At 44.9% G+C, this 21,798-nt stretch carries 22 protein-coding genes; 16 read left to right on the forward strand and 6 right to left on the reverse strand.

Going from position 1 to position 21,798, the window contains the following annotated elements; translation table 11 throughout:
* From ACLGGO_RS25820 to ACLGGO_RS25830, 3 genes are all read left to right on the forward strand, one after another.
* Positions 1-264, forward strand: a 264-nt coding sequence (locus ACLGGO_RS25820) for a hypothetical protein (protein WP_446421416.1), incomplete at its 5' end; no start/stop codon positions are given.
* A 167-nt stretch (positions 265-431) separates the two neighbouring features.
* Positions 432-1,802: a DNA cytosine methyltransferase gene (locus ACLGGO_RS25825; RefSeq protein ID WP_446421417.1), complete on the forward strand. Its 1,371-nt coding sequence runs from the start codon at positions 432-434 to the stop codon at positions 1,800-1,802.
* A 10-nt stretch (positions 1,803-1,812) separates the two neighbouring features.
* A complete protein-coding gene (locus ACLGGO_RS25830) occupies positions 1,813-2,313 on the forward strand; it encodes a TdeIII family type II restriction endonuclease (RefSeq protein ID WP_446421418.1) in 501 nt (166 codons plus the stop codon).
* Here ACLGGO_RS25830 and ACLGGO_RS25835 read toward each other — a convergent pair.
* Entirely contained in the window at positions 2,239-2,835 is a 597-nt protein-coding gene (locus ACLGGO_RS25835) for a hypothetical protein (RefSeq protein WP_446339231.1), read from the reverse strand. The genes ACLGGO_RS25830 and ACLGGO_RS25835 overlap by 75 nt on opposite strands.
* Positions 2,836-2,974: 139 nt before the next feature.
* On the opposite strand from ACLGGO_RS25835, the gene ACLGGO_RS25840 reads away from it, so the two are divergent.
* Positions 2,975-3,619: a M23 family metallopeptidase gene (locus tag ACLGGO_RS25840; RefSeq protein WP_446421419.1), complete on the forward strand. Its 645-nt coding sequence runs from the start codon at positions 2,975-2,977 to the stop codon at positions 3,617-3,619.
* Between the two features lie 117 nt (positions 3,620-3,736).
* On the opposite strand, the gene ftsH is transcribed toward ACLGGO_RS25840, so the two are convergent.
* The gene (gene ftsH / locus ACLGGO_RS25845) at positions 3,737-5,737 is read right to left on the reverse strand and encodes an ATP-dependent zinc metalloprotease FtsH (RefSeq protein ID WP_446421420.1); all 2,001 of its coding nucleotides are present in this window, start codon (positions 5,735-5,737) and stop codon (positions 3,737-3,739) included.
* 271 nt (positions 5,738-6,008) lie between these two features.
* On the opposite strand from ftsH, the gene ACLGGO_RS25850 reads away from it, so the two are divergent.
* From ACLGGO_RS25850 to ureC, 4 genes are all read left to right on the forward strand, one after another.
* Entirely contained in the window at positions 6,009-6,554 is a 546-nt protein-coding gene (locus ACLGGO_RS25850) for an NADPH-dependent FMN reductase (RefSeq protein ID WP_446364096.1), read from the forward strand.
* A 148-nt stretch (positions 6,555-6,702) separates the two neighbouring features.
* Entirely contained in the window at positions 6,703-6,921 is a 219-nt protein-coding gene (locus tag ACLGGO_RS25855; protein WP_446364098.1) for a hypothetical protein, read from the forward strand.
* Between the two features lie 211 nt (positions 6,922-7,132).
* On the forward strand, positions 7,133-7,414 hold the full coding sequence (locus tag ACLGGO_RS25860; protein ID WP_446339226.1) for a DUF1830 domain-containing protein: 282 nt from the start codon (positions 7,133-7,135) through the stop codon (positions 7,412-7,414).
* 196 nt (positions 7,415-7,610) lie between these two features.
* Entirely contained in the window at positions 7,611-9,323 is a 1,713-nt protein-coding gene (gene ureC, locus ACLGGO_RS25865) for an urease subunit alpha (RefSeq protein ID WP_446421421.1), read from the forward strand.
* Between the two features lie 159 nt (positions 9,324-9,482).
* On the opposite strand, the gene ACLGGO_RS25870 is transcribed toward ureC, so the two are convergent.
* Positions 9,483-9,830 (reverse strand): hypothetical protein, encoded by a 348-nt coding sequence (locus tag ACLGGO_RS25870; protein ID WP_446421422.1) that lies wholly within the window; start codon positions 9,828-9,830, stop codon positions 9,483-9,485.
* Between the two features lie 489 nt (positions 9,831-10,319).
* Between ACLGGO_RS25870 and ACLGGO_RS25875 the strand changes: the two genes are divergently transcribed.
* Both ACLGGO_RS25875 and ACLGGO_RS25880 read left to right on the forward strand, forming a co-directional pair.
* Positions 10,320-11,093 carry a hypothetical protein gene (locus ACLGGO_RS25875; protein ID WP_446339223.1) on the forward strand — a complete coding sequence of 258 codons (774 nt, stop codon included), beginning with the start codon at positions 10,320-10,322 and terminating at the stop codon, positions 11,091-11,093.
* A gap of 5 nt (positions 11,094-11,098) precedes the next feature.
* A complete protein-coding gene (locus tag ACLGGO_RS25880) occupies positions 11,099-11,224 on the forward strand; it encodes a hypothetical protein (protein WP_446339222.1) in 126 nt (41 codons plus the stop codon).
* Here the strand turns inward: ACLGGO_RS25880 and ACLGGO_RS25885 are convergent.
* Positions 11,209-11,466: a hypothetical protein gene (locus ACLGGO_RS25885; RefSeq protein WP_446421423.1), complete on the reverse strand. Its 258-nt coding sequence runs from the start codon at positions 11,464-11,466 to the stop codon at positions 11,209-11,211. The genes ACLGGO_RS25880 and ACLGGO_RS25885 overlap by 16 nt on opposite strands.
* 23 nt (positions 11,467-11,489) lie before the next feature.
* Between ACLGGO_RS25885 and ACLGGO_RS25890 the strand changes: the two genes are divergently transcribed.
* Together ACLGGO_RS25890 and ACLGGO_RS25895 are read left to right on the forward strand one after the other, a co-directional pair.
* Positions 11,490-13,247, forward strand: coding sequence for a peroxidase family protein (locus ACLGGO_RS25890; RefSeq protein ID WP_446421424.1), 1,758 nt, complete (start codon positions 11,490-11,492; stop codon positions 13,245-13,247).
* Positions 13,248-13,355: 108 nt separating this feature from the next.
* Complete coding sequence (locus ACLGGO_RS25895) at positions 13,356-13,667, forward strand: hypothetical protein (RefSeq protein WP_446421425.1); 312 nt, start codon at positions 13,356-13,358, stop codon at positions 13,665-13,667.
* Positions 13,668-14,160: 493 nt separating this feature from the next.
* Here the strand turns inward: ACLGGO_RS25895 and ACLGGO_RS25900 are convergent, their stop codons facing one another.
* On the reverse strand, positions 14,161-15,084 hold the full coding sequence (locus ACLGGO_RS25900; protein WP_446421426.1) for a Sll0314/Alr1548 family TPR repeat-containing protein: 924 nt from the start codon (positions 15,082-15,084) through the stop codon (positions 14,161-14,163).
* 433 nt (positions 15,085-15,517) lie between these two features.
* Here ACLGGO_RS25900 and ACLGGO_RS25905 point away from each other — a divergent pair, with 433 nt between their 5' ends.
* The 4 genes from ACLGGO_RS25905 to rpiA all read left to right on the forward strand — a co-directional run bounded on the left by ACLGGO_RS25905 (position 15,518) and on the right by rpiA (position 18,762).
* A complete protein-coding gene (locus ACLGGO_RS25905; protein WP_446339216.1) occupies positions 15,518-16,186 on the forward strand; it encodes an ABC transporter ATP-binding protein in 669 nt (222 codons plus the stop codon).
* Between the two features lie 57 nt (positions 16,187-16,243).
* On the forward strand, positions 16,244-16,933 hold the full coding sequence (rsmG, locus tag ACLGGO_RS25910; RefSeq protein ID WP_446421427.1) for a 16S rRNA (guanine(527)-N(7))-methyltransferase RsmG: 690 nt from the start codon (positions 16,244-16,246) through the stop codon (positions 16,931-16,933).
* A gap of 381 nt (positions 16,934-17,314) precedes the next feature.
* Positions 17,315-17,770 (forward strand): RNA recognition motif domain-containing protein, encoded by a 456-nt coding sequence (locus ACLGGO_RS25915; RefSeq protein WP_446421428.1) that lies wholly within the window; start codon positions 17,315-17,317, stop codon positions 17,768-17,770.
* 281 nt (positions 17,771-18,051) lie between these two features.
* The gene (rpiA, locus tag ACLGGO_RS25920; RefSeq protein WP_446421429.1) at positions 18,052-18,762 is read left to right on the forward strand and encodes a ribose-5-phosphate isomerase RpiA; all 711 of its coding nucleotides are present in this window, start codon (positions 18,052-18,054) and stop codon (positions 18,760-18,762) included.
* Positions 18,763-18,871: 109 nt separating this feature from the next.
* Here the strand turns inward: rpiA and ACLGGO_RS25925 are convergent, their stop codons facing one another.
* A complete protein-coding gene (locus ACLGGO_RS25925) occupies positions 18,872-21,739 on the reverse strand; it encodes a GAF domain-containing sensor histidine kinase (RefSeq protein ID WP_446421430.1) in 2,868 nt (955 codons plus the stop codon).
* Positions 21,740-21,798: the final 59 nt, after the last annotated feature.

A 21,798-nucleotide genomic window follows, 5' to 3' on the forward strand; every position in this document is an offset into this window, starting at 1 on the left:
GTCATCTGGAGTACCTCCGATGACCCGCCTTATATCCCACACCTAAAAGGATGTGGGTTTTACGGCGTTTCTATAAAGGAATTCGCCCCAAAAAGGCAGGAATTTCGCGATCGCGGAATATCCCACAGCCAATGGATCGGCGGATCACGCCTTGTCGGGTTGCAGGTGGTGGCGGTGGTGGAGGCGAAGCGTCAAAGTAAAGACGTATCCGGGAACATTAACCAGGCGAAGTGGTATAGTCGCAGGTATCAAAGTCAAGTATAATACCTTCTATACTATCTACACACTTAAGCCACGGTCATGATGGTAACTCAGCCGTTAAGTACTCTAACCGAATCAAGTACATTTCAGAGAAAACCTGGCTTAACCCTAAAGGTAGATTAGTGGAAATAATTTTTAAGTTGGGTTGATTGTCAAACTTAAAATCGGTGATGAAATCGGCATTGTCTTCTAATCAGTTAGAGCTATTTAATCCATCTAAACCATCTAACCTTCTATGGTTTAATCCTAGATTTACATTTGTGGATTTATTTTCGGGTATTGGTGGATTTAGGATTGCTCTTGAAGAGCTAGGAGGAAAATGCTTAGGCTATTCAGAAATTGATAAAGAAGCTGTAAAAACTTACAAAAAAAACTTTATTAGTTATTTGAACTCAGAAGAAGTTAACCTGGGGGATATTGTCAAACTTGGTAAACTTCCTTTTTCGGTGGATATAGTAGTTGGTGGAGTTCCTTGTCAACCCTGGTCTATTGCTGGAAAAATAAAAGGTTTAGATGATCCAAGGGGAAAGCTTTGGTTTGATGTAATTAGAGTTGTAGCACAAAATCAACCAAAAGGGTTTATATTTGAAAATGTAAAAGGCTTAACAGATCCGCGACATAGGCAAAGCTTTGAATTAATAATCAGCAAGCTTAAAAGCTTAGGCTATAACGTTAAAGCCAGTGTAATCAATTCCTATGACTTTGGCGTTCCTCAGGATAGGGAAAGGGTATTTATAGTAGGAGTTAGAGATGATTTAGATAATAGCGAATCTTTCCAATTTCCTGAACCCTTGCACGTTAAACCAAAACTTTATGAATTCATAGAGGGTATTGAGGCTAGTGAAGTGAGAAAGAAAAAATTCTCTCCCGATATTTTGTTTGGAGGAAAAATACCGGCTTCTAGAGGTAGATTTCAAAAAAATGATGAGTTAAATGATTTCTTTATCTTTACAGATATTCGAGATGGACATACCACGATTCACTCGTGGGATCTTGTCAGGACTACTCAACGAGAAAAATTGATTTGTCAAACAATACTCAAAAATAGAAGAAAAAAGAAATATGGCTTGAAAGACGGTAATCCTTTGAGTTTTGAAGTTTTAGATCAACTTATCCCAAACTTGACCGCCGCCGAACTCGACAAGTTAATTACCAAAAAAATACTTCGATATATTGATCACAAAGGCTATGAATTTTTTAACTCTAAGATTTCTTCAGGAATCAATGGAATTTCTAAGATATTTTTACCAAATTCAGATGTAATTGGGACGTTGACGGCAACGGGTACTAGAGATTTTGTTGCCACTGTACCACTAGATTCTCAAGAACCTCAAGATTATAAAAATACATTCATTCGAGAAATCTATAGAAAAGGAAAGTACAAACCTTTATCTGCAAAAGACTATGCTAGATTGCAGGGCTTTCCAGATTGGTTCACAATTGCTGACAAGGAAAGTACGGCTAAAAAGCAATTTGGAAATGCAGTATCAGTTCCTGTTGTTTATCATATAGCTAAAGCTTTAGTGAAAGTAATTTTATAGCGAAAGTTACATGAATGATTCCCAAAAAATCAAGACTGCCATTCAATCCGTCATCAAAGAAATGATGGATAAGGTAATGGAGAATGTACTTATTAAGAAGCCTTTTATTCCTGAAGAGCATAGAGCATTTAAACCTCTCTACGCTGCTTTAGTCCCCGATGAAATTTTCAAAGGTTCTCACTTTGAGAGAAGATTTGTAACTCCCTTTGGTAAAGTCTGGGAAAAACTAGCTATAGTAGCTGCTCAAGAAGGATTAGGTGATGGAGTGATGAATCACACCATTCACGGATTAGTAAAAACTGAAAGGCTTAGGCGAATTACAGAAGTACTAAATAGGCTAGAACACCCATCTTTAGAAGAAGCTAGAGTAAGACCTGATTGGGATAATGAATTGTCTTATATTTTGCAGGGAGATGGTGAAGATATACCTAACGCACTAAACCCAACCAATAACATCCCGGATCTGAGACTTGGCATACTCGCAGTCAATATGCTGCTGTGCTTTAGATAAAGCGGTTTCCGGTCGCTTGTACCAGCGCTGCGATCGAATACAAAGACCATCTCGTCGAGTGGCTTCCCAGGAATAACGGGCGCGGTCTACCACCAACCACAGTTTATAATCCCGATGTTGTTGTTGGGGAAATTTCAAAAGACCAATCTCAGTTAGCACGCTTAAGCGCATCCGAGAATGGGCTAACCGTTTCATCAACTCCAGAAAGCAAATAGCAGCGCGTTTAGCCTCATCATGAGAAGGGTAGCGGTAGCGATCTCTGGGTTCAAACTTAAAGTCAGATCCAATCAGTGAAAACCGGAACTTCCCCGACGCTTCCTCAACAAAAGTGACTCGCCAAGAGGTGTTGGGGTACTTAACGCAGAAACCAGAAGGCTGAATTTTGACCGTCGCTGTCATCGGAAGTATGAAATATAAAGGTTGAAAGACATAGAGAGAGGGGTAAAAACGGTAGAAATCACCATCAAGATTTTTAGGCGTCTGGCTGGATGTCGGAATCGTTACCACGTCAAAATCCATCATAGCCTTCTCCACCCGGTATCTGCCTGAGCAAATAGTCCCATATTCCCGAATAAAGTCGATGGGGATCTACCTATCCCAGCCGGGGAAATGTTAAGGTAGCGAAGCCACTTGTTCGTTCATCCCATCGAGGAGTGAGGAAATGTCAGGAGTGTTTCCACGCCAACGACACAGCAAACACAAGACAGCCGTAAAACGCTTTCTCCTGTTAGCGGGACTAAGTTTAATCAGTTTAATCCTCTGGGGAGTAATCACCCAAAACCGAGTTACCGCCTCAGAGGTTACACCTACTCAGATAACAACTAACACTTATTGGCAGGGAGGTTCATTTCCCGTTGAGAATTTTCAGGCTTATACCTCTCCCTACGGCTACCGTCGTTCTCCCCGTGGATCGGGTACAGAATTTCATCGAGGCTTAGACATCGCCGCACCTGAAGGCAGTTACATTCGCAACTGGTGGGCAGGTCAGGTAGTATCCCTCTCCGATAATACCGCCTGTGGCACCTCTATCACCATCCAATCCGGTGAGTGGAAGCATATCTACTGTCACCTCAAAGGTCATGTGGAAACAGATAGCCAAGGCGTGTATTTGAGCGATCGCAGTGGCGGGATTCAAATCTGGAAAGGTCAACAGATACCCACCGGCACCCGAATTGGTCGCGTGGGAATGACGGGGCGCACCACCGGTCCTCATTTGCATTGGGGGTTAAAGTACACCGACAACTATATCGACCCCGCCTTAGTTCTCCGGGAAATGTACCGACAGCAAGCAGCATCAAAAGGATGATGGGGAGAAGATGTTACAGCAAACCCCGGGCATCGGTGAGGACACATCAGAATTTAGTAGAGACGTTCCGCCGGAACGTCTCAGTAAACGTGGAGAGCCCTATAGCCTTCTGCCTTCCTAATGTATTACCGCCATTTGTTTTTCGGGCAGTTGAGTATGTTCGGCAACAATTTGTCGAAATTGGTCTCCTTCAATGGTTTCCTGCTCCAACAAAATATCAACCAACCGATCAATCAACGGTCGATTGTCGCGGATTAGCTGACGAGCCTCCTCATAGCATTGCATCGCGATCGCTCGCACTCGATGATCGATTTGGGTGGCAATGGCTTCAGAATAGTCCGATCGCTGAGTCCAACCGCCGCCGAGAAACACTTCGCTATCTGGGCGTTCCAGAGCAACCGGACCTAAATCAGACATACCGTACCGAGTCACCATCTCACGAGCCAGTTCTGCCACTTTCTTGATGTCACTGGCGGCACCAATGGTCACCTCACCATGACCAAAGACTTCTTCTTCCGAAGCCCTACCCCCCAAGGCGATGGTAATCTGATCGATTAGCCAAGTCCGGGGCAAGTACAGATCACCCAGATCGGTGGAACGACTGATATCCATAAATTCTTCATTGGGTAAGGGTTGGGCAAACCCACCCACACCACCGGAACGGGGCAAAATTGTCACCTTGTTTAAGGGATCGGAATTTTTCAGTATGGTCATCAGCAAGGCATGTCCGACCTCATGGTAAGCAATTAATCGCTTTTTCTTACTATCCAGAAGCGGCGTCATTTGCAGACCAATGCTAACCCGATCAATGGCATCATCAATTTCTAGAGGAGTGATTGCCTCTTTACGCCGTCGGGCGGTGAGGATAGCCGCCTCGTTGAGCAGGTTAGCCAAATCCGCGCCAGAAAATCCCGGAGTGCGTCGCGCGATCGCTTCTAAGGATATCTCCGGTGCCAATTTTTTATTCCGACTATGGACATCCAAGATCCCCAGCCGTCCCTTGTAGGTGGGAAGATCCACCATAACATGGCGATCAAATCGCCCAGGTCTGAGCAGGGCGGAATCTAAAACATCGGGACGGTTAGTCGCCGCAATGATGATAATGCCCGTATTCCCCTCAAATCCATCCATTTCGGTGAGCAACTGGTTGAGGGTTTGCTCTCGCTCATCGTTACCCCCACCGATACCCGCACCCCGTTGTCTGCCAACGGCGTCGATTTCATCAATGAAGATCAAGCAGGGAGCATTTTCTTTGGCTTTTTTGAATAAATCCCGCACCCGCGAGGCGCCCACCCCGACAAACATCTCCACAAACTCACTGCCAGAGATACTAAAGAAAGGAACACCCGCTTCTCCCGCTATAGCTTTTGCCAAGAGCGTTTTTCCTGTACCCGGAGGACCGACTAACAGAACCCCTTTAGGGATACGAGCGCCGATTGCGGTAAACCGTTCCGGTTGTTTGAGAAACGTGACGACTTCTTGCAATTCTTCTTTAGCTTCTTCAATCCCAGCGACATCATCAAACTGTATGCCTGTTTTCGCTTCCATCTGAAAGCGAGCGCGGGATTTGCCAAAGTTTAACGCTTGACCCGAACTACTCGCCGAGCGGCGCAGAATCATCATCAGTCCGGCTAGCAAGAGTAAGAGCAAAAATAACTGCATCACCAACCCTAAGGCGGCGGAATTATTTGTGGTTGGCGTCACATCCAAGGGAATATCGGTGTTCCGCAGTTTCCCAATCAGTTCGCCATTTTGCTCCAGTAGCATGACTTCTTGAGGAGGTTCAGAGTCTTCCTGTCCGGCTAAGTAGACTCTGGCAACATTACGGGCTGAGTCAAGTTCGACTTTTTTGATATCACAATCCGCTTTCGATGTCTGACTCGGTGGGGTATCTTCAGCTTGGGATGGGGGTGGCGGAGTGCACTCATCAATTTTCCGCAAAAGCTGCCCATAGCTTAGCGATGGTTTTGGCTCTGTCTGTTGTTGCGCTTGGGCAGGGACACCCAGGATCACACCTTGAACGATCACTAAGCTGGTTACCATACGCCACCAATAACGAGGTTTAATCTGTGGCTGCTTTGGCTTACCCGTTGAACCTCTACGTGGTTCATCTCCCATCCATGATCTCATCCAGGAACTGTTGTTCATCCAAATTTCCCTTGTTGGTCCTGTCTATTAACTCGCAGCGTTATGCTGCCAAGGCGTGACGTGGCACTTTCAACTGCTTACCAACTTCTAGTTTAGCGTTACTCAATCTTTGGGGCATTGAACCCCATTGATTGACTGCCTATCCATCTCACGCCAATCTAAATTCTAAATACAGATATGGCGTGAGGCGTTAGGCGTCAAGCTAAGGTATTTTGTATGAAAGGGTATTAATTGGCAAGACATGGTAAAAATTGTTGGCATTAATGGTAGCCTGCGAGCTAAATCCTATAGCTATCAAGCCTTAACCTTAGCCATTCAGCGCGTGCAAGCCTTGGGTGCATCCACAGAAATCCTTGACCTGCGACAGATGCAGTTACCGTTTTGTATCGGTAGCGATGACTATCCTGGTTATCCTGATGTCGTCCGGTTACGAGAAACGGTACAGGAAGCCGATGGCTTAATTTTGGTCACACCAGAATATCATGGGGGCGTGAGTGGGGTACTTAAAAATGCCCTGGATTTGATGACATTTGACCATTTATCGGGTAAAGTGACGGGTCTGCTGAGTGTGTTAGGCGGTCAAGCGAACAGTAATGCCCTCAATGAACTACGGCTGATTATACGTTGGGTTCATGGTTGGGTGATTCCAGAGCAAATCGCCTTTGGTCGGGCGTGGCAAGCCTTTGGTGAGGATGGCAAGCTTTTAGATGAGAAACTCTCGAAGCGTTTAGATGAGTTTGCTGAGAGTTTAGTCGAGCATTCTCGCAAGCTGCGAGGGGTTGTGTAAGACTTCTACCCTTTGTTCAGCATATCCGTGTCTGATGTCCTGATTGAATTGATAGAGGACTAGCTAGTTGAGCAAGAAGCATAAAATAAATAACCTCTCTGCCGGACAAGGCAAGGGGATAGAGGATGGCAGTTACGATTAACTATCTATGAGATTAAAGAAATCAAAGAACGCTGCTGAAGAAGAATTGGTTATGTTCATAAATGAAGGTTACGAAATTGTTAATTTCATGAACGGAGATTACCAAGATAAACTGGATAATGGAACTTTTGATTCTGAAAAAGACAATGAACGTAAGGTGGTATCAGAACAAGAGACTTGGATGGACATGACAGACGACTACCTCCAAAATTGTACCAACGCTTAAATGCACAGAGTATCGGTAAAGTCAACCCCTCGCCGTTAGATTGACAGAACACTCGTTTTTCAGTCTGTTTTTTGTATCAATCTGTAACAATATACAAAAATTTATCAAAAATTTAAGGATTATTTTCAACAAGCTTAAACTTAAGTTTGTAAAAATTAAAATAGAGGAAGTCAATCACCTTCGCTTTGTTACTTAAGAACACCTAAGACCCATGATTACATCAGCCATTCCTTCACAACCGACGAGTGCTTCTGCTCAACGTCTTTGTAGCTATGCCAATACAACTAGCTCCCTGCAAGTGATTCGGATGGGCAATCCAGGGGCTTACAGTTTCGAGCGTGTTGTTTTTCCCGGCGATCGCGTATTATTTGAAGCGGCATCGGAGGCTCAGCTAGAAGTCTTATCACCGTATCTGGGTCAAGCCATCAAGATTGAAAAAATTCCCTGTCGCCAGTTGCAGGTTGACGTTGATGAGCATCGGCTATCAGCATAAAAAATAGCATGAATTTGGCACATTGGCACAGATTTTTAAACAAAACTTAACCTTGTTTGAGAATCACGTTGCCTTTGGGAGGTAAGAAATGGGGAGAAACCTGGGTTTTCTCCTCTTTTTTTACTCATTTTGGGACGTGCGATCGCGCCTTTTGCCGTATAATTAACCCGCCCCATTATCTCTGACAGAAATCGCGATGAGTTACCGAATGGATCGCCGCGCCTATGCTGAAACTTATGGTCCGACTGTAGGCGATCGCATCCGTCTTGCTGATACTGAATTATTCATTGAAGTAGAACAAGATTTGACAAACTATGGCGATGAAGTCAAATTTGGTGGCGGTAAAGTTATTCGGGATGGGATGGGACAATCTCCCATATCTAATGCCGATGGGGCGGTGGATCTGGTGATTACCAATGCCCTGATTTTGGATTGGTGGGGAATTGTCAAAGCCGATATCGGGATTAAAGACGGCAAGATTTTCAAGATCGGCAAAGCCGGAAATCCCTATATCCAAGATAACGTCGATATAATTATCGGTCCGGGGACTGAAGCCGTGGCTGGAGAAGGCATGATTCTCACCGCTGGGGGGATTGATTCCCATATTCACTTTATCTGTCCCCAACAAATTGAAGTCGCGATCGCATCCGGGATTACTACCATGTTAGGCGGCGGTACGGGACCGGCAACCGGCACCAACGCCACCACTTGTACACCGGGTCCGTGGAACATTTACCGGATGCTGCAAGCCGCCGAAGCTTTTCCCGTAAACTTGGGATTTCTGGGCAAAGGCAATAGTAGTCAACCCCAAGGACTTGTAGAACAAGTGTTAGCGGGGGCAATGGGGTTAAAGTTACACGAAGATTGGGGAACAACACCAGCCACAATTGACACCTGTCTGTGCGTCGCGGATGAGTATGATGTCCAAGTCGCCATCCATACCGACACCCTAAATGAAGCCGGATTTGTGGAAAACACGATCGCGGCATTCAAAAACCGTGCCATCCATACCTACCATACCGAAGGCGCCGGTGGGGGTCATGCTCCCGATATTATCAAAGTTTGCGGGCAAGCCAATGTTTTACCCTCCTCTACGAATCCCACCCGCCCCTATACGATGAATACCTTGGAAGAACATCTGGATATGTTGATGGTATGCCATCACTTGGATCGGGGGATTCCAGAGGATGTCGCCTTTGCCGAGTCACGGATTCGCCGAGAAACGATCGCGGCTGAGGATATTTTGCACGATTTAGGCGCATTTAGTATGATTGCCTCCGATTCTCAGGCGATGGGGCGAGTCGGAGAAGTGATTATTCGTACCTGGCAAACGGCGCACAAAATGAAAGTGCAACGGGGCGTTTTATCTTCTGGGGAAACGGTGGATCATGATAACTTTCGGGCAAAGCGGTATGTGGCAAAGTATACAATTAACCCAGCAATTACCCATGGCATTGCTGAGTATGTGGGTTCAGTTGAGGAAGGGAAGCTGGCAGACTTATGTTTGTGGAAACCCGCCTTTTTTGGCGTGAAACCAGAGATTGTGATTAAAGGGGGTATGATAGCCTGGTCGCAAATGGGGGATGCTAATGCTAGTATTCCCACGCCCCAACCGATTCACAGCCGTCAGATGTTTGGCAGTTTTGGCGGTGCGATCGCGGCTACGTCATTAACCTTTGTATCACAGGCGGCATTAGACCGAGATATTGCCACACAATTGAACTTACAAAAACCCACAGTGGCGGTGTCAAATACGCGGCAAGTGAGTAAGCGAGATATGAAGTTAAATGATGCTTTACCGGAGATGGAAGTTGATCCAGAAACCTATCAAGTGAGGGCAGATGGGGAATTGTTAACCTGCGAACCGGCTGAGAGTTTACCGATGGCACAGCGTTACTTTTTATTTTGAAAACGTTTTAGGCAAATCAACCTTGTAGAGACGTTGCATGCAACGTCTCTACAATGTGGCTCGATCCGGATAACCATCTAGAGAAATCGTGCGATCGCGCCGGGGTTTGTAGTCGCCACTTTAGTGGCAGAAGCGAAGACAGCGCTTACTTACAAACACTTAATTTAGGTCAAGGTAGGCTTTGTTTATCAACCAACTCTCTCCATGGTTTTGATTTTCCCAGTACGCTGACTCTTCAATTGTGAGTACCTCGTCCTCGTCTTCGGAAGACTCTTGCCTATTTCTCTGTCTTAGATTGTCGATTTGTTCCTCAAACTTTTCATGTCCCTCCTCAAAGAAATCGGGATGTTCGTAGAGAGCCGGAATTGGTGCAGGTCGAAAAGGCTCTACTGGTAGGTCACGCCCGGGCAATCTAGGAGAGGGTAAAGGTTGGACGGTTGGTGGGTTGATATTGCTATTTCCAGGAACTTGAGCTTGAGCTAAGGTGAATTCCAAGTTTGTTAACACAACCGCAAGGGTTAGTGTTACTACTTTGGTTAACCTTGAGCTTGCTAATCGTTTTGCCCCTGTCCTCTGAAGCGAAAAAGAGCGATGGAGGAAACGAGGCAACCCTGAAAAGTTCTCGTTTCTAAATTGCATGATTACACCTATGTATCTTTTTAATTCTATTTTATTTCGCAGAACAATAAATATGGATTTTAATTAATAAATTGATACAATGACAATTATTATTTAATTATTTATACAATATTTTTAATCAAAAAAATACACCCTACTGGGTGAAAAAGATATCCAATGGGGTGAAGATGGTTATGAAGAGCAGAAGCCGCTAAAGATATACTAGAGCATATAAATGTGGAATGCATTGCATAAGCCTCCTGAACTAGAGAGATATAGTCCAGTAACCCCGTCTAAACTAAGTCGATGAGGAGTCGATGGGTTCTCAAAGACGTGACTGATTAGAGGGGACATAACACGAGTTGCTGGAGAATACCGATGACACAGAAGCCAACGCTGGAGATGACTCTGCTCCCTCTGACACCTGCTCCCCTTATCCCTTACCCTGGTGTCCCCCTCAAGCTGCAACAGCCGAGACTCTCTTGGCTTAAGGTGACAGGAGGTACAGTCTGGTTACTGCTAATGCTGACATTACCCGCCATGGCTTGCGGTGGATTGAACAGAGAATTGTTATTCGCCTCCAGTCTAATTACACTTCCGGCTATTTCATTGATGTACGGGTATGGATTACCGTTATTGGCTACGGTTTTAATTGAATCCTTTATCTTGTGCAAGCGAGAGTTGATTCCTTACCGAAAAGCTTTTTTGATAGCAGGATTGGCGAATGGGTTTTATCTGTTGGCTAGTTTTGTTAGTTCTGTTTTCTTAAGTGTAATATTTCCTCTGGCTCCAATTGGTTCGATTTTATCGGCGGCGATGTGTCTTTCGTTTTGTCAGCGTCGGGGGTATTTAAAGAATATTAGCCAAGGAATGTTTAAATTCTGGGTGTATCTTTTCTTTGTTGTTTTGGGCTTTGCTACGTTATTCCTGATCAGCGCCATGGATAGTTCCGCAAACATAGCTTTTCTATATGGTGTGACAGCCGGATTACTGCTGATTAGCTTTGTCTTGGGCTTTGTAACCAAGGGGTTTGCGATCGCAGATTTATTAAAGCACAAGCATCCTAATCTGGCAATGACAGTTATGTCGATGCATCTGGGTTCGTTTGGAATTATTCCCATAGCTTATTATTTGATGCGGCTTCAAGGGTAGGGATTGTGCCTCGGTTAGCGGCTACAGGTGAGCATAAGCGAGCGGTTCAGATCGCCCAAACTATCCAATCGCACTATGGCGATAAAGAAAAAGCCATGGCTGCGATCGCCCGTTATCAAAATTCCCCTTGATCGGCAATCTCCAAAACCTGGTAGAGGTGTTCCGGCGGCAGTCTTGACAACGGTTCGCTTGTCCTAATCAATGTGTCTACTGCTATAGCAGGTAAACCCTGATCTGTTTTGTGAAAAAATGTAACAAATATTCGCTTTTTGCGTAAAAATGGCGGCTTAATCGTGAGTAATAGATAGAACTGAATTTTATGATTTGATACCTTCAGGTACTTTCCTGAACCATAAGTTTTCAGTTCATTCATAACTATCAAGGTGTAATTCAACTATGATGACTGCTCGCAAAATCCGTCACACTCTGCTTACCCTAACCAGTTTTGCTAGCGTAGGATTTGCCCTATCCCTACCCGCCCAAGCCATAGAATTTAGGTCGATTGACGGGTCAAACAATAACCTGGATAATCCGAGCTGGGGTGAAGCCGAAATTGAACTGATTCGCCTCCTCGAACCCGATTACAGTGATGGAATTTCCGCGCCTGCGGGTATGAATCGCCCCAACCCTCGCGCCATCAGTAACGCGATCGCATCTCAATCTGGATCAATCCCCAATCCCTTCCACGCCAGCGATTGGCTATGGCAATGGGGACAATTCATCGATCATGACATCGACTTGACTGATCCGCCTGAAGGTGCAGAACCGTTACCCATCATCGTTCCAGAGAATGATTTAACCTTTACCCCTGGATCAGAGATTCCCTTCCGCAGAAATGTCGCCGCACCAGGAACAGGTACAGATAGTAATAATCCCCGCCAACAAGTTAACGCGATTACAGCTTATATTGATGGGTCGAGTGTCTATGGCTCAGACTTAGAACGGGCGCATTTTTTGCGAACTGGAGACGGCGGAAAACTCAAAACCGGTGCGGGTAATCTGTTACCCTTCAATACTACCAATTTGCCTAATGCCAATCCCTTTGGTGTCAACTCTGAGGATTTATTTATCGCTGGGGATGCGCGGGCAAATGAACAGATTGGCTTAACAGCCGTTCACACGCTTTTTGTACGAGAACACAATCGGTTAGCCGAGGAAATTGTGGCTGATCCGACAACTCCCGAAAAAGCGGCTAACGCTGGACTTTCTGTAGACGACTATACTTACCAAACCGCCCGTCGGATTGTCGGTGCCCAAATTCAGGCAATTACCTACAATGAGTTTTTGCCTTTACTCTTGGGTGAGGGGGCGCTCGATCCCTATAGTCGCTACGATGAAACCGTAAACCCCAGTATCAGCAACGAATTTTCCACCGCCGCCTACCGAGTCGGTCACACCATGCTATCCCCAGAATTGCAACGGATCAACAATGATGGCACATCGGCGGGTAGTATTTCCTTAAGAGATAGTTTCTTTAATCCTCAAGAAATTACCAATAACGGGATTGATTCCTTGCTGTTAGGGTTAGCCTCTCAAAAATCGCAAACTATTGATGCATTCATCGTCGATGATGTCCGCAATTTCCTCTTCCCCGCCGGAAACGGTGGATTGGATTTACCCGCTGTGAATATCCAACGGGGACGAGATCATGGACTTCCCGGTTATAATGCAGCGCGTCGGGCGTTGGGTTTAGGCGGATACACGAGTTTCGATCAAATTACATCCAACGCCGAAATTGCCCAGCGCTTCCGAGATATTTACGGCACAACCGATGGTCAAGATAACATTGATTTAGTCGATTTGTGGATGGGGGGAATTGCTGAAGACGCCTATAAAGGTGGGATGGTTGGCGAATTGTTCAATGTAATTATCTCAGACCAATTTCAGCGTTTACGGGATGGCGATCGCTTCTTTTATCTGGCTGATCAGGATCTCCTGAATTTGAGACCGGATATTGGCGATACGAGACTTTCTGATATTATTGTCCGCAATACTAGTATTACCAACATTCAGGATAATGCGTTTATTGTCGCCAAAGATGTACCCGAACCTTCTGCCCTATTCGGATTGTTTTTAATTGGGGTTTTTGGCGGTAGTTTGGGGCAATTACGTCAGCGCCAATCCACCAACCAAGGACATTCCCAATCAATCTAGCGATTCATCCGGTAGGGGCGCACAGACGTGCGCCCTGATCCAGGTATCGCATCAGACCAGAAAGTGCTATAAGTATCTAATGTAGGGGCAAATGCTATGTTTATTTTAATGAAAACAGTTTTAGCGAATTTACTGCTGATATTCTTGGTTGAATTATCCCTGAATGGTTACGGATTAAAAACATTGGCAGGTGAGCTTGATGCTAGTAAATACAATACGGCTCAACAACTGACTGAATACGATAACTATAATCCACAAGATTTAAAAGAAATTCAAGATCTTGTCAAAGAAAATGTAATAACTGGACAGCAGGAAAATATAGAAGAGTTGATGAATCAAATTCATCCAACTTCTCCCCAACGAGAATTCACTCGGGAATTCATGATTTTTTTATTTGATATTTACGATTTGAAAGTATGAAATTAATAGCCTTGATATTATTGAAATTTCTGAGAATCAAGCGACAATAAGGGTAACTCAAACAACAACAAAAGTTGCCAGACCCGAATTTAGAGATAATCGCGTAGTTGTGGTGCATACATTAAAAAAAGATCAGGGTCAATGGAAGTTATTCTTAACGGAAATACAGAATATAGAGTATTTTAATTAAGTTTGCAGTAAGGGCTTTAACCTCATATTTTATGGGTTTTCCTGGCGCCCAAGTTGGCGACATTCGGCTTAAGTCAGTGGCATTCCTTCGAGTTTAAACAGTAAAAGTTCTATTCCATAATACTGCTAGTAAACCCCATCAGTGTCATTACTGACAATTTCTTTGGTTATGTTGTCCACAACTGCCCAAAGTCCTGTACCGTTCTTACGTGAATGGTAAAAATTGATTGCGCCAGCATGGATTGATGGGATGGCTCGTCGAGCCATCAAATCACAGCATCAATTTTTGGCTCATTCTGGTTAATTAATTTCCTTCTCTTGCGCGATTTCGTTCCGCCCGACAATCCCGATCAACATTATCAACCTCTTCTTGCGCTTTACACTGCTCATAGACAATTTGACCCGTCGAATAATTGGGAAGTTGTTTTCGTTTTTCTAAGGCTTTTTTAAAGTAGTCTAGGGCAGCTTCGGGTTTATCTTGATGGACTAATATTTGGGCTTTGAGGTATAAGACTTCGGGATTATCCGGAGTCATTGCCAGAGCGCGTTCGACATAATCCATCGCCTGAGAATATTTTTTCAAATCTCGATAAGCAACGGCAATCCCGCGATACGTCAGATACTTGGGATAGCCATGAGTTTCTAACTTGTCAATGGCATCAGCGGGGTCAGCAAAGGGGACATTGACGGCTAGCATCAAATCCATGTGACCGGTGAGTACATTTAACTCTGGATCTGTAGCATCAATATTTTTGGCGGCGTCTAAATATTGAAAGACTTTCTGTAGTTTACTCAGCGCTCTAACCGGACCTTCTTTCTCAAAGTTATAGGTTCCTTCTAAAAAATGACCGACAGCCGTGTAAAGATTGCCGCGTAGTGGATCAGATGTGATCAGTTGTTCAGCCGTGGTTCGGGTTTTTGTGGCGTAATTATTCAGGGTTTCTAACTCTCGCTCAGTGTACGCGATCGCGGCTAGCATGGCATAGACTAGCGGATCATTGCCCTCACTCGCTTTAGCTTGCTGGAGGTGGTTCTTGGCGGCTTGATAATTGCCCTGTTTGAAAATCGATTCAAATGCTGCTTCCGTATTATCGCCAATATTGCGGGGATTACTGGGACGAAACGGATCGCCAGCTAAACTCGGAGTCACCCAGAAACTGACAACCATCATCGCTGCACCAGCTAAGGCGTTTACGGTTCGTCGGGGGGTTGGCAACCAATGATTCATCGAAACTCCTTTGGGTCTGAAACCCTGTCTTTATAAGACAGCTTTACAATTAAATGCTGGTTTTTAAATGGAGATAATCCCAGGAACCAGCAAACCCTGTAATAAGTCCCTTCGCCCACCCAGTCCAAGATGTCTTGGCATTACCCAACGCCTAACCAATTAGGCTTAGAGGCTAGTCCGAACTAGGGAAGTATTCGGAAGTCTGTGCCAGAACTAGGCTCAAACCGAGCTATTCACCGCTTACGTTGTCCAAACTGGCTTGGTCAATCCTTGTCCCTTTTAGGGCAAGGTTGGTGAACGTCTTCACTACAACTAAGGTCTGGTAACGTTCGACGTTGGCGGGAATTTGAGGTTCCAGTCCCCAATCCTAAGACAATCAATGCCACAATGAAAAAGATCCGAACATCTTCTTGCTCAACACAAACAGATTTGGATGCTTTATCTCAAAAATATAACTTATCACCCGCCCGCTACCCCCACCGCTATCTTAAAAGGTCTGACTCTAACACTCGCACCGCAACAACTAGGACTGATCATAGGTCGCAGTGGTTCTGGCAAAACCACTTTATTAGAAATTTTGGCAGGTTTAGCTCAAGCGACATCGGGCGATATATTCTGGGGTGAACAGGAACTGACGCCTGATCACTTGCAACAACTCGCCGGATTGGTGTTTCAGTTTCCTGAACGGCACTTTTGTGGGAGTACGGTGCTAGAGGAATTGCGAATGGGACACCCAGAATTGGGTTCAGAACGGGTTCAGGAAGCTTTAAGTGAAGTTGGACTCGGTGAGATTTCTCTGTATACGTCTCCTCATGCTCTCAGTGGCGGTCAACAGCGACGTTTAGCCTTAGCGGTTCAATTGATTCGCCAACCAACAGTATTGATGCTAGACGAACCAACAGCCGGACTGGATTGGTCAATGCGCCGCCAGTTAGCAAGTTTGCTCTTAAAACTAAAGTCCCATTGGACTTTACTGGTTGTGACTCACGATGCGAGTGAGTTATTGCAAATTGCTGACTGCTGTTGGACAATCCAACAGGGTGAACTTAACTCCGTTGATCCGGCTAGTCTGGGACAAAAAGCGGCTGTTACGAGTCATTAGTCATTTGTCATTTGTCCTTTGTCATTAGACAGGGAACTCTTAACAGGGAACAGTCGAATGAACAATACACAATTGCTCCCGGAGATGGTTGAGGTTTGGCGGGGAACCTTAAATTGGCAACCGAATCAAAGTCAACAACGGCAGTTTCAGCGCCTGTATGCTGAGATTGTGACAGGGAATCGTCAGTTGAATTTAACCCGCATCACCCAACCGGAGGAATTTTGGGAAAAGCATTTATGGGATTCGCTACGAGGGGTGGTTTCTTGGTTGTCAGGGGAGGAGAAACCGCTGAAAATTATTGATATTGGTACAGGTGCAGGATTTCCGGGATTGCCTGTCGCGATCGCGCTTCCTTCGAGTTCGGTGACGTTACTCGATTCGACGCGCAAAAAAATTACCTTTCTCGATACCCTGATTCCCCAGTTAGCCATCCCTAATGCTACCACTGTACTCGGTCGGGCAGAAAAAGTTGGACAACAACGTCACCATCGCCAACGGTATGATATCGCCCTCGTTCGTGCCGTGAGTTCGGCATCGGCTTGTGCGGACTACGCTCTACCCTTCCTGAAACCGGGGGGTTTAGCGATTTTGTATCGGGGTCACTGGACAGAGGCCCAAATGGATGATCTCAAGGGGACACTCAAACAATTAGGAGGTGCGATCGCATCGGTTGAATCCTTTACCACGCCCCTATCTCATAGCGTCCGCCACTGTTTGTCCTTAAGAGTTATCCCTGATCCGACTTGATTACCCCTACTCGTGAGTCCTCAATCGGTCACATCTGGTTAAAAACCCAAATATTTCTGTTATACTAGCTTGCCTACGGCAATTTGTGTTAGGTTAACAATAGTGTAAATATTCTGTAATAATTAGAGATATAAGCCCAAGCATTAGCTTCAAACCTAATAATTACGACCCAGAGTTCATAAAAGGGTCGTAGCTAAACCGTGTAAATGGTCAAAAGAGTTTGATTTTATTACATCAGTCTGTGCTGTTGAGGTTGGTCAGGATCAGTGGAAAATTATCTGGACGTAGCAATCGTTTATCCATTTTCTCGATCCTGAGCTACCCCAATTGCTGGTGTATGCTCATGGATTTGAAATTCAATCACATCTGGAGGTATCTCTCATGTCCGTTCGTCTTTACGTTGGCAACCTGCCTAAAGAACCCGTTGATCGCGATGAACTGCAAGCAATTTTTGCCGAAGCGAGTCCATCGGTTTCCACAAAAGTGATTAAAGATCGCAAAACGGGGAAATGTCGCGGCTTTGGCTTTGTCACCGTTCCCAATGATGAGTTGGCTGAGCAAATTATTGAGCAATTCAACGGTCACGTCTTTAAAGACAGCACCTTGAAAATCGAAAAAGCCCAGCCCAAGTCAAAAAGTGCCAGTGAGGAGGAATCTCGCCCATCTGGAGGTGGTGGTAGTGCTCCTGGACGTCGGGGAGGGGGTAATAAAAAATCCAAACGGAGTTCTTCCCCCTCCCAAGCACCCGATTCGGGTTCAGTTCAACCTGACCCCCGGTGGGCGGCTGATTTGGCAAAACTCAAGGAACTTTTGGCGGCACAACCAAATAATTCCTAGAGTTGGTCTGAATCAAAAGTCAAACCCACTTAACTCGAAGACAGACAAAGGCGGCGTTAGAAAACCCGCGCTAACCGTAGGACACGGTAAAGGCAGATCATTGTGCTAAAAATTTACCGTGTCTGCCTTTGTTGGCAAATTTTAGGTAACGTTGATCGCTAAATCTCTACCGACAATGATACTCTTACTTCTGGGGTGACCCCTGAAATCTGGGCATCGTTAAATCAACGATGAAATATACCCAATCCCGAGTAATTCATAACGAAGAAGGAGATTTTAGTATGAGTGCAGAAACTGACCCCGTTAAGGTGATGAAGCAAGAAGTCGGCAAAGCGGCGGCTGAACGGGTGAAATCTGGGACGATTGTTGGCTTAGGTACAGGGTCAACGACCGCTTATGCGATTCAGTATATCGGCGATCGCATCAAAAAAGGTGACCTGAAGGATATTAAGGGGATTCCCACATCATTTCAGGCAGAGGTGTTAGCTAAAGAGCATGGTATTCCCTTAACTAGCTTAGATGCCGTAGACCATATTGATGTTGCCATTGATGGCGCTGATGAAGTTGATCCGCAAAAGAATTTGATCAAAGGCGGTGGTGCGGCGCATACTCGTGAAAAAGTTGTGGATTCTCTAGCCGCTCAATTTATTGTGGTTGTCGATAGTGGTAAGCTGGTTGATCGTCTAGGTTCAACGTTTAAACTGCCTGTAGAAGTTATTCCCATGGCTTATGCACCTGTGATGCGGGCGATTGAGAAATTGGGGGGAAAACCTGAATTACGGATGGGGGTCAAGAAAGCTGGACCCGTGGTAACCGATCAGGGAAATATGGTGATTGATGTTACCTTTGATTCTATTGATAACCCAGGTGAATTAGAAAAGACACTTAATAATATTCCTGGTGTTTTAGAGAATGGTTTATTTGTCGGTGTAGCTAATGTGGTGCTAATCGGTGAAGTGAAAGATGGTAAACCGCTAGTGCGCGAGATGTAATCGGTTATCCCCATACCAGCAAAATTTGTGTGAGTTACCAAGTAGGGGCTTGGTTACCAAGCCCCTACTCCCCATCACCGTAATTATGGGTATTCAACCGGACATAATATCACCTGTTTTCCAACGGAATTTTTACTATAAATTCAGTTCCTTGCTCAGGAGTTGAAGTGCAATAGATTTGCCCTTTGTGTTTTTCCACGACAATCTGATGGCTAATTGATAATCCTAAACCCGTACCGCTACCGACAGGCTTGGTGGTAAAAAATGGGTCAAATATTTTTTGCATAATATCTTCCTTTATACCCGAACCATTGTCGGAAATTCGGATAACAATAAAGTCCTTTTTCGCTTTTCCATCGTCCGTGGTTGGTTGTTTGAGTCCAGAATCTACCTCAGTAGAGATAGTAATGAATCGTGGTGAAGGTTGGTTTTCCAAAGCATCGATCGCGTTACTCAGAATATTCATAAATACCTGATTCAACTGACTTGCATAACAGGTTACTAATGGCAATTGACTATAATGTTTAATCACCTGAATCCCTCGGCTATTACCTGCTGTCTTGAATCGATGCTGCAAGATTACCAGGGTGTTATCAATGCCTTCATGAATATCAACCCGCTTTATTTCTTTTTCATCCAAGCGGGAAAAGTTTCTTAAGGATAGAACAATGGCACGGATGCGATCGGTGCCAACTTCCATCGATCTGAGCAGATTTTGCCAATCGTCGAGTAGAAATTCTAGATCAATTTCCTGAAGAAGTTGTTGAAGTTCTGCTGTGGGAGTGGGATAGATCTTTTGGTAAGTCTGAATCAGACGAATTAAATCTTGAAAATATTCCTTAGCGGGGGTCAGATTACCATAAATAAAACTGACAGGATTATTGATTTCGTGTGCCACACCTGCGACCATTTGCCCAAGACTGGACATTTTTTCGCTGTGAATTAATTGAGCTTGGGTGCGTTTTAGTTGATTTAAAGTGAGTTCCAAATCTAAGGCTTGTTCTTGAGTCTTTTGCAATAATTGAGCCTGCTGTACGGCGACGCCAAACTGAGTGGCTATCTGCACCACAACACTAATTTCTGATTCTCGCCAAGCGCGAGGACTAGAATTTTGATAGATGGCGAGTAATCCCCAAAGTTTTTGACCACAAAATATAGGCGCATTGATGTAGGCTTTGGCTTGAAATCGTTCCAGGAGATTGATATAACAGGGGGTAAATCCAGCTTGATAAATGTCGGCGACAACTCGATAGGTTACGCCTTGGCTATAAGCACCGCCTTGAGTGTCTTTGAGATAAGTATCTTGTAGCGAGTCATCGGATGGGGGATTGGATACACAAGGGTTTTCTGAACCATCCCAGGTTTTGATGATACAACGTTCTGATTCTAGAGCATCGGCTTTGAGAGACGGATCATTTTGCTGTTCTGTCGTCAGAGTCACCCAGCCATCCGCCACAGACTCAGCCACAAACTCGCCACTCCAATCGGGATTGAACCGATAGATGGCGACGCGATCGCATCCCAAGACATGGCGCAATTCTTCTGTTGTCGTCGTGAATATTCTGTCAAGATCGAGGGTTTGACGCATCCGTTGTAAGACAGTCGCGATCGCACTCTCCCGCAACGCACTCTCCCGTAAGGCTTCCTCTACCCGTTTGCGCTCAATTGCTGTAGCAATGATATTGGCAATCGTTTGCAAAAAGTAAATATCATCGTCTGTAAATTGGCGTTTCTGGGTAGTATACACCCCTAACACACCAAAGGGTTGGTTTTGACCCGGAATTCTCATACTCATCCCACTGACAACGCCGTGATCCTGGAGTAAAGGTGACTCCTGAAATCGTGTCTCTGTGCGTAATTCTGTGACAATAATTGGTTCCCTACAGAGCAAAGTATAACCCGCTTGAGACTCTTTTTCACTCCTCACCGTGGCTTGACCAACTAATCCCCTTTTCCAGCCAAATCCTGCTAAAAGAAGTAACTCCTCTCCATTCGGTAAACGTTCCAGAATTTTGCAATAGTCTACATTCAAAGTTTTGGCAATCAGGGTAACTGTCCAATCCATTAAGATGGATAAATCTGCCTCAATTAATGCCTCTTGACCCAGTTGCGCGATCGCGGCTTCTTGGCGTTGACGAATTTGCAAGGCGGCTTCGGCTTGTTTTCGCCCAGTGATATCACTCACCCGTACCAAATGCATTTTCTGACCCGCTACATCAATTGCTCGAATCGCCAAGTTTCCCCAAAATACCTTACCTTTTTTACTAATATATTCTAACTCTTGATGCCAATATCCGTACTGCTTCACTTCATGGGCGATAGAATGGAGTTTTTCAGCCGTAAACCTTTCTTTCTGCAGGAGATGTCCCTCTGTGTTGAGTAACTCTTGCTTGTGTTTGGCTTCAAAGAGTTCCAGGGCACGGCGATTACAATCTAAAATCAAAAGGGTTTCTGCATCAACTATAAATATTGCATCAGCCGATTCATTAAATATTGATTTAAATAAATCTTGAGCACGAGAGTCTTCTTTGGCTTTAGTAGCCGAATGGGAGATTAGCTTAGTTATCCAAGGGGCGATCAGAATGACTATCCCTGTCGTACTCACGAATAATCCTAGACATAAAATAATCGTCGTAGTCCTGTTAATATTTTTATGCTGGAGAAATTTGTTAATTTCAGCTAAATTTAACTGACTATAAGCCTTGCCGAGAAAATTTGGGAGGGTCTGGTCTACTCTAGAGGGCTGTATAATGTGTCTACTGGGTAAATTGCTCTGACTTAGATAAATGGTATTGACAGGGATAGGATGAATCAGAGCAGGAGTAGCTGAGTCAGTAGGGAGGGGCGGCTGGACGCGATCGCGAGTATCATGATGTAATTGAGAAGCCACCTCATTGACGGTTTGTCCATTGCTGAAAGCCACATATCCCACTAACCCTACTATCGCGGCAATTGGCACGACAAAGGGGATAATCAAGATGGTTTCCAGAGACCTTTGTCTCAACTCCTGACCAATGAGGTGGTAAAGTATTCTAA

The organism is Coleofasciculus sp. (assembly GCF_046565525.1).
GTDB lineage: Bacteria > Cyanobacteriota > Cyanobacteriia > Cyanobacteriales > Coleofasciculaceae > Coleofasciculus.

Bases quoted from the DNA above. Each gene is read 5' to 3' on its own strand.
- ACLGGO_RS25905 (WP_446339216.1), top strand. From the start codon at position 15,518: ATGCTTTATCTCAAAAATATAACTTATCACCCGCCCGCTACCCCCACC.
- ureC (WP_446421421.1), top strand. From the start codon at position 7,611: ATGAGTTACCGAATGGATCGCCGCGCCTATGCTGAAACTTATGGTCCG.
- rsmG (WP_446421427.1), top strand. From the start codon at position 16,244: ATGAACAATACACAATTGCTCCCGGAGATGGTTGAGGTTTGGCGGGGA.
- ACLGGO_RS25915 (WP_446421428.1), top strand. From the start codon at position 17,315: ATGTCCGTTCGTCTTTACGTTGGCAACCTGCCTAAAGAACCCGTTGAT.
- ACLGGO_RS25890 (WP_446421424.1), top strand. From the start codon at position 11,490: ATGATGACTGCTCGCAAAATCCGTCACACTCTGCTTACCCTAACCAGT.
- ACLGGO_RS25830 (WP_446421418.1), top strand. From the start codon at position 1,813: ATGAATGATTCCCAAAAAATCAAGACTGCCATTCAATCCGTCATCAAA.
- ftsH (WP_446421420.1), bottom strand. From the start codon at position 5,737: ATGGGAGATGAACCACGTAGAGGTTCAACGGGTAAGCCAAAGCAGCCA.
- ACLGGO_RS25850 (WP_446364096.1), top strand. From the start codon at position 6,009: ATGGTAAAAATTGTTGGCATTAATGGTAGCCTGCGAGCTAAATCCTAT.
- ACLGGO_RS25885 (WP_446421423.1), bottom strand. From the start codon at position 11,466: ATGAATGAACTGAAAACTTATGGTTCAGGAAAGTACCTGAAGGTATCA.
- ACLGGO_RS25840 (WP_446421419.1), top strand. From the start codon at position 2,975: ATGTCAGGAGTGTTTCCACGCCAACGACACAGCAAACACAAGACAGCC.
- ACLGGO_RS25875 (WP_446339223.1), top strand. From the start codon at position 10,320: ATGACACAGAAGCCAACGCTGGAGATGACTCTGCTCCCTCTGACACCT.
- ACLGGO_RS25895 (WP_446421425.1), top strand. From the start codon at position 13,356: ATGAAAACAGTTTTAGCGAATTTACTGCTGATATTCTTGGTTGAATTA.
- ACLGGO_RS25855 (WP_446364098.1), top strand. From the start codon at position 6,703: ATGAGATTAAAGAAATCAAAGAACGCTGCTGAAGAAGAATTGGTTATG.
- ACLGGO_RS25860 (WP_446339226.1), top strand. From the start codon at position 7,133: ATGATTACATCAGCCATTCCTTCACAACCGACGAGTGCTTCTGCTCAA.
- rpiA (WP_446421429.1), top strand. From the start codon at position 18,052: ATGAGTGCAGAAACTGACCCCGTTAAGGTGATGAAGCAAGAAGTCGGC.
- ACLGGO_RS25835 (WP_446339231.1), bottom strand. From the start codon at position 2,835: ATGATGGATTTTGACGTGGTAACGATTCCGACATCCAGCCAGACGCCT.
- ACLGGO_RS25825 (WP_446421417.1), top strand. From the start codon at position 432: ATGAAATCGGCATTGTCTTCTAATCAGTTAGAGCTATTTAATCCATCT.
- ACLGGO_RS25900 (WP_446421426.1), bottom strand. From the start codon at position 15,084: ATGAATCATTGGTTGCCAACCCCCCGACGAACCGTAAACGCCTTAGCT.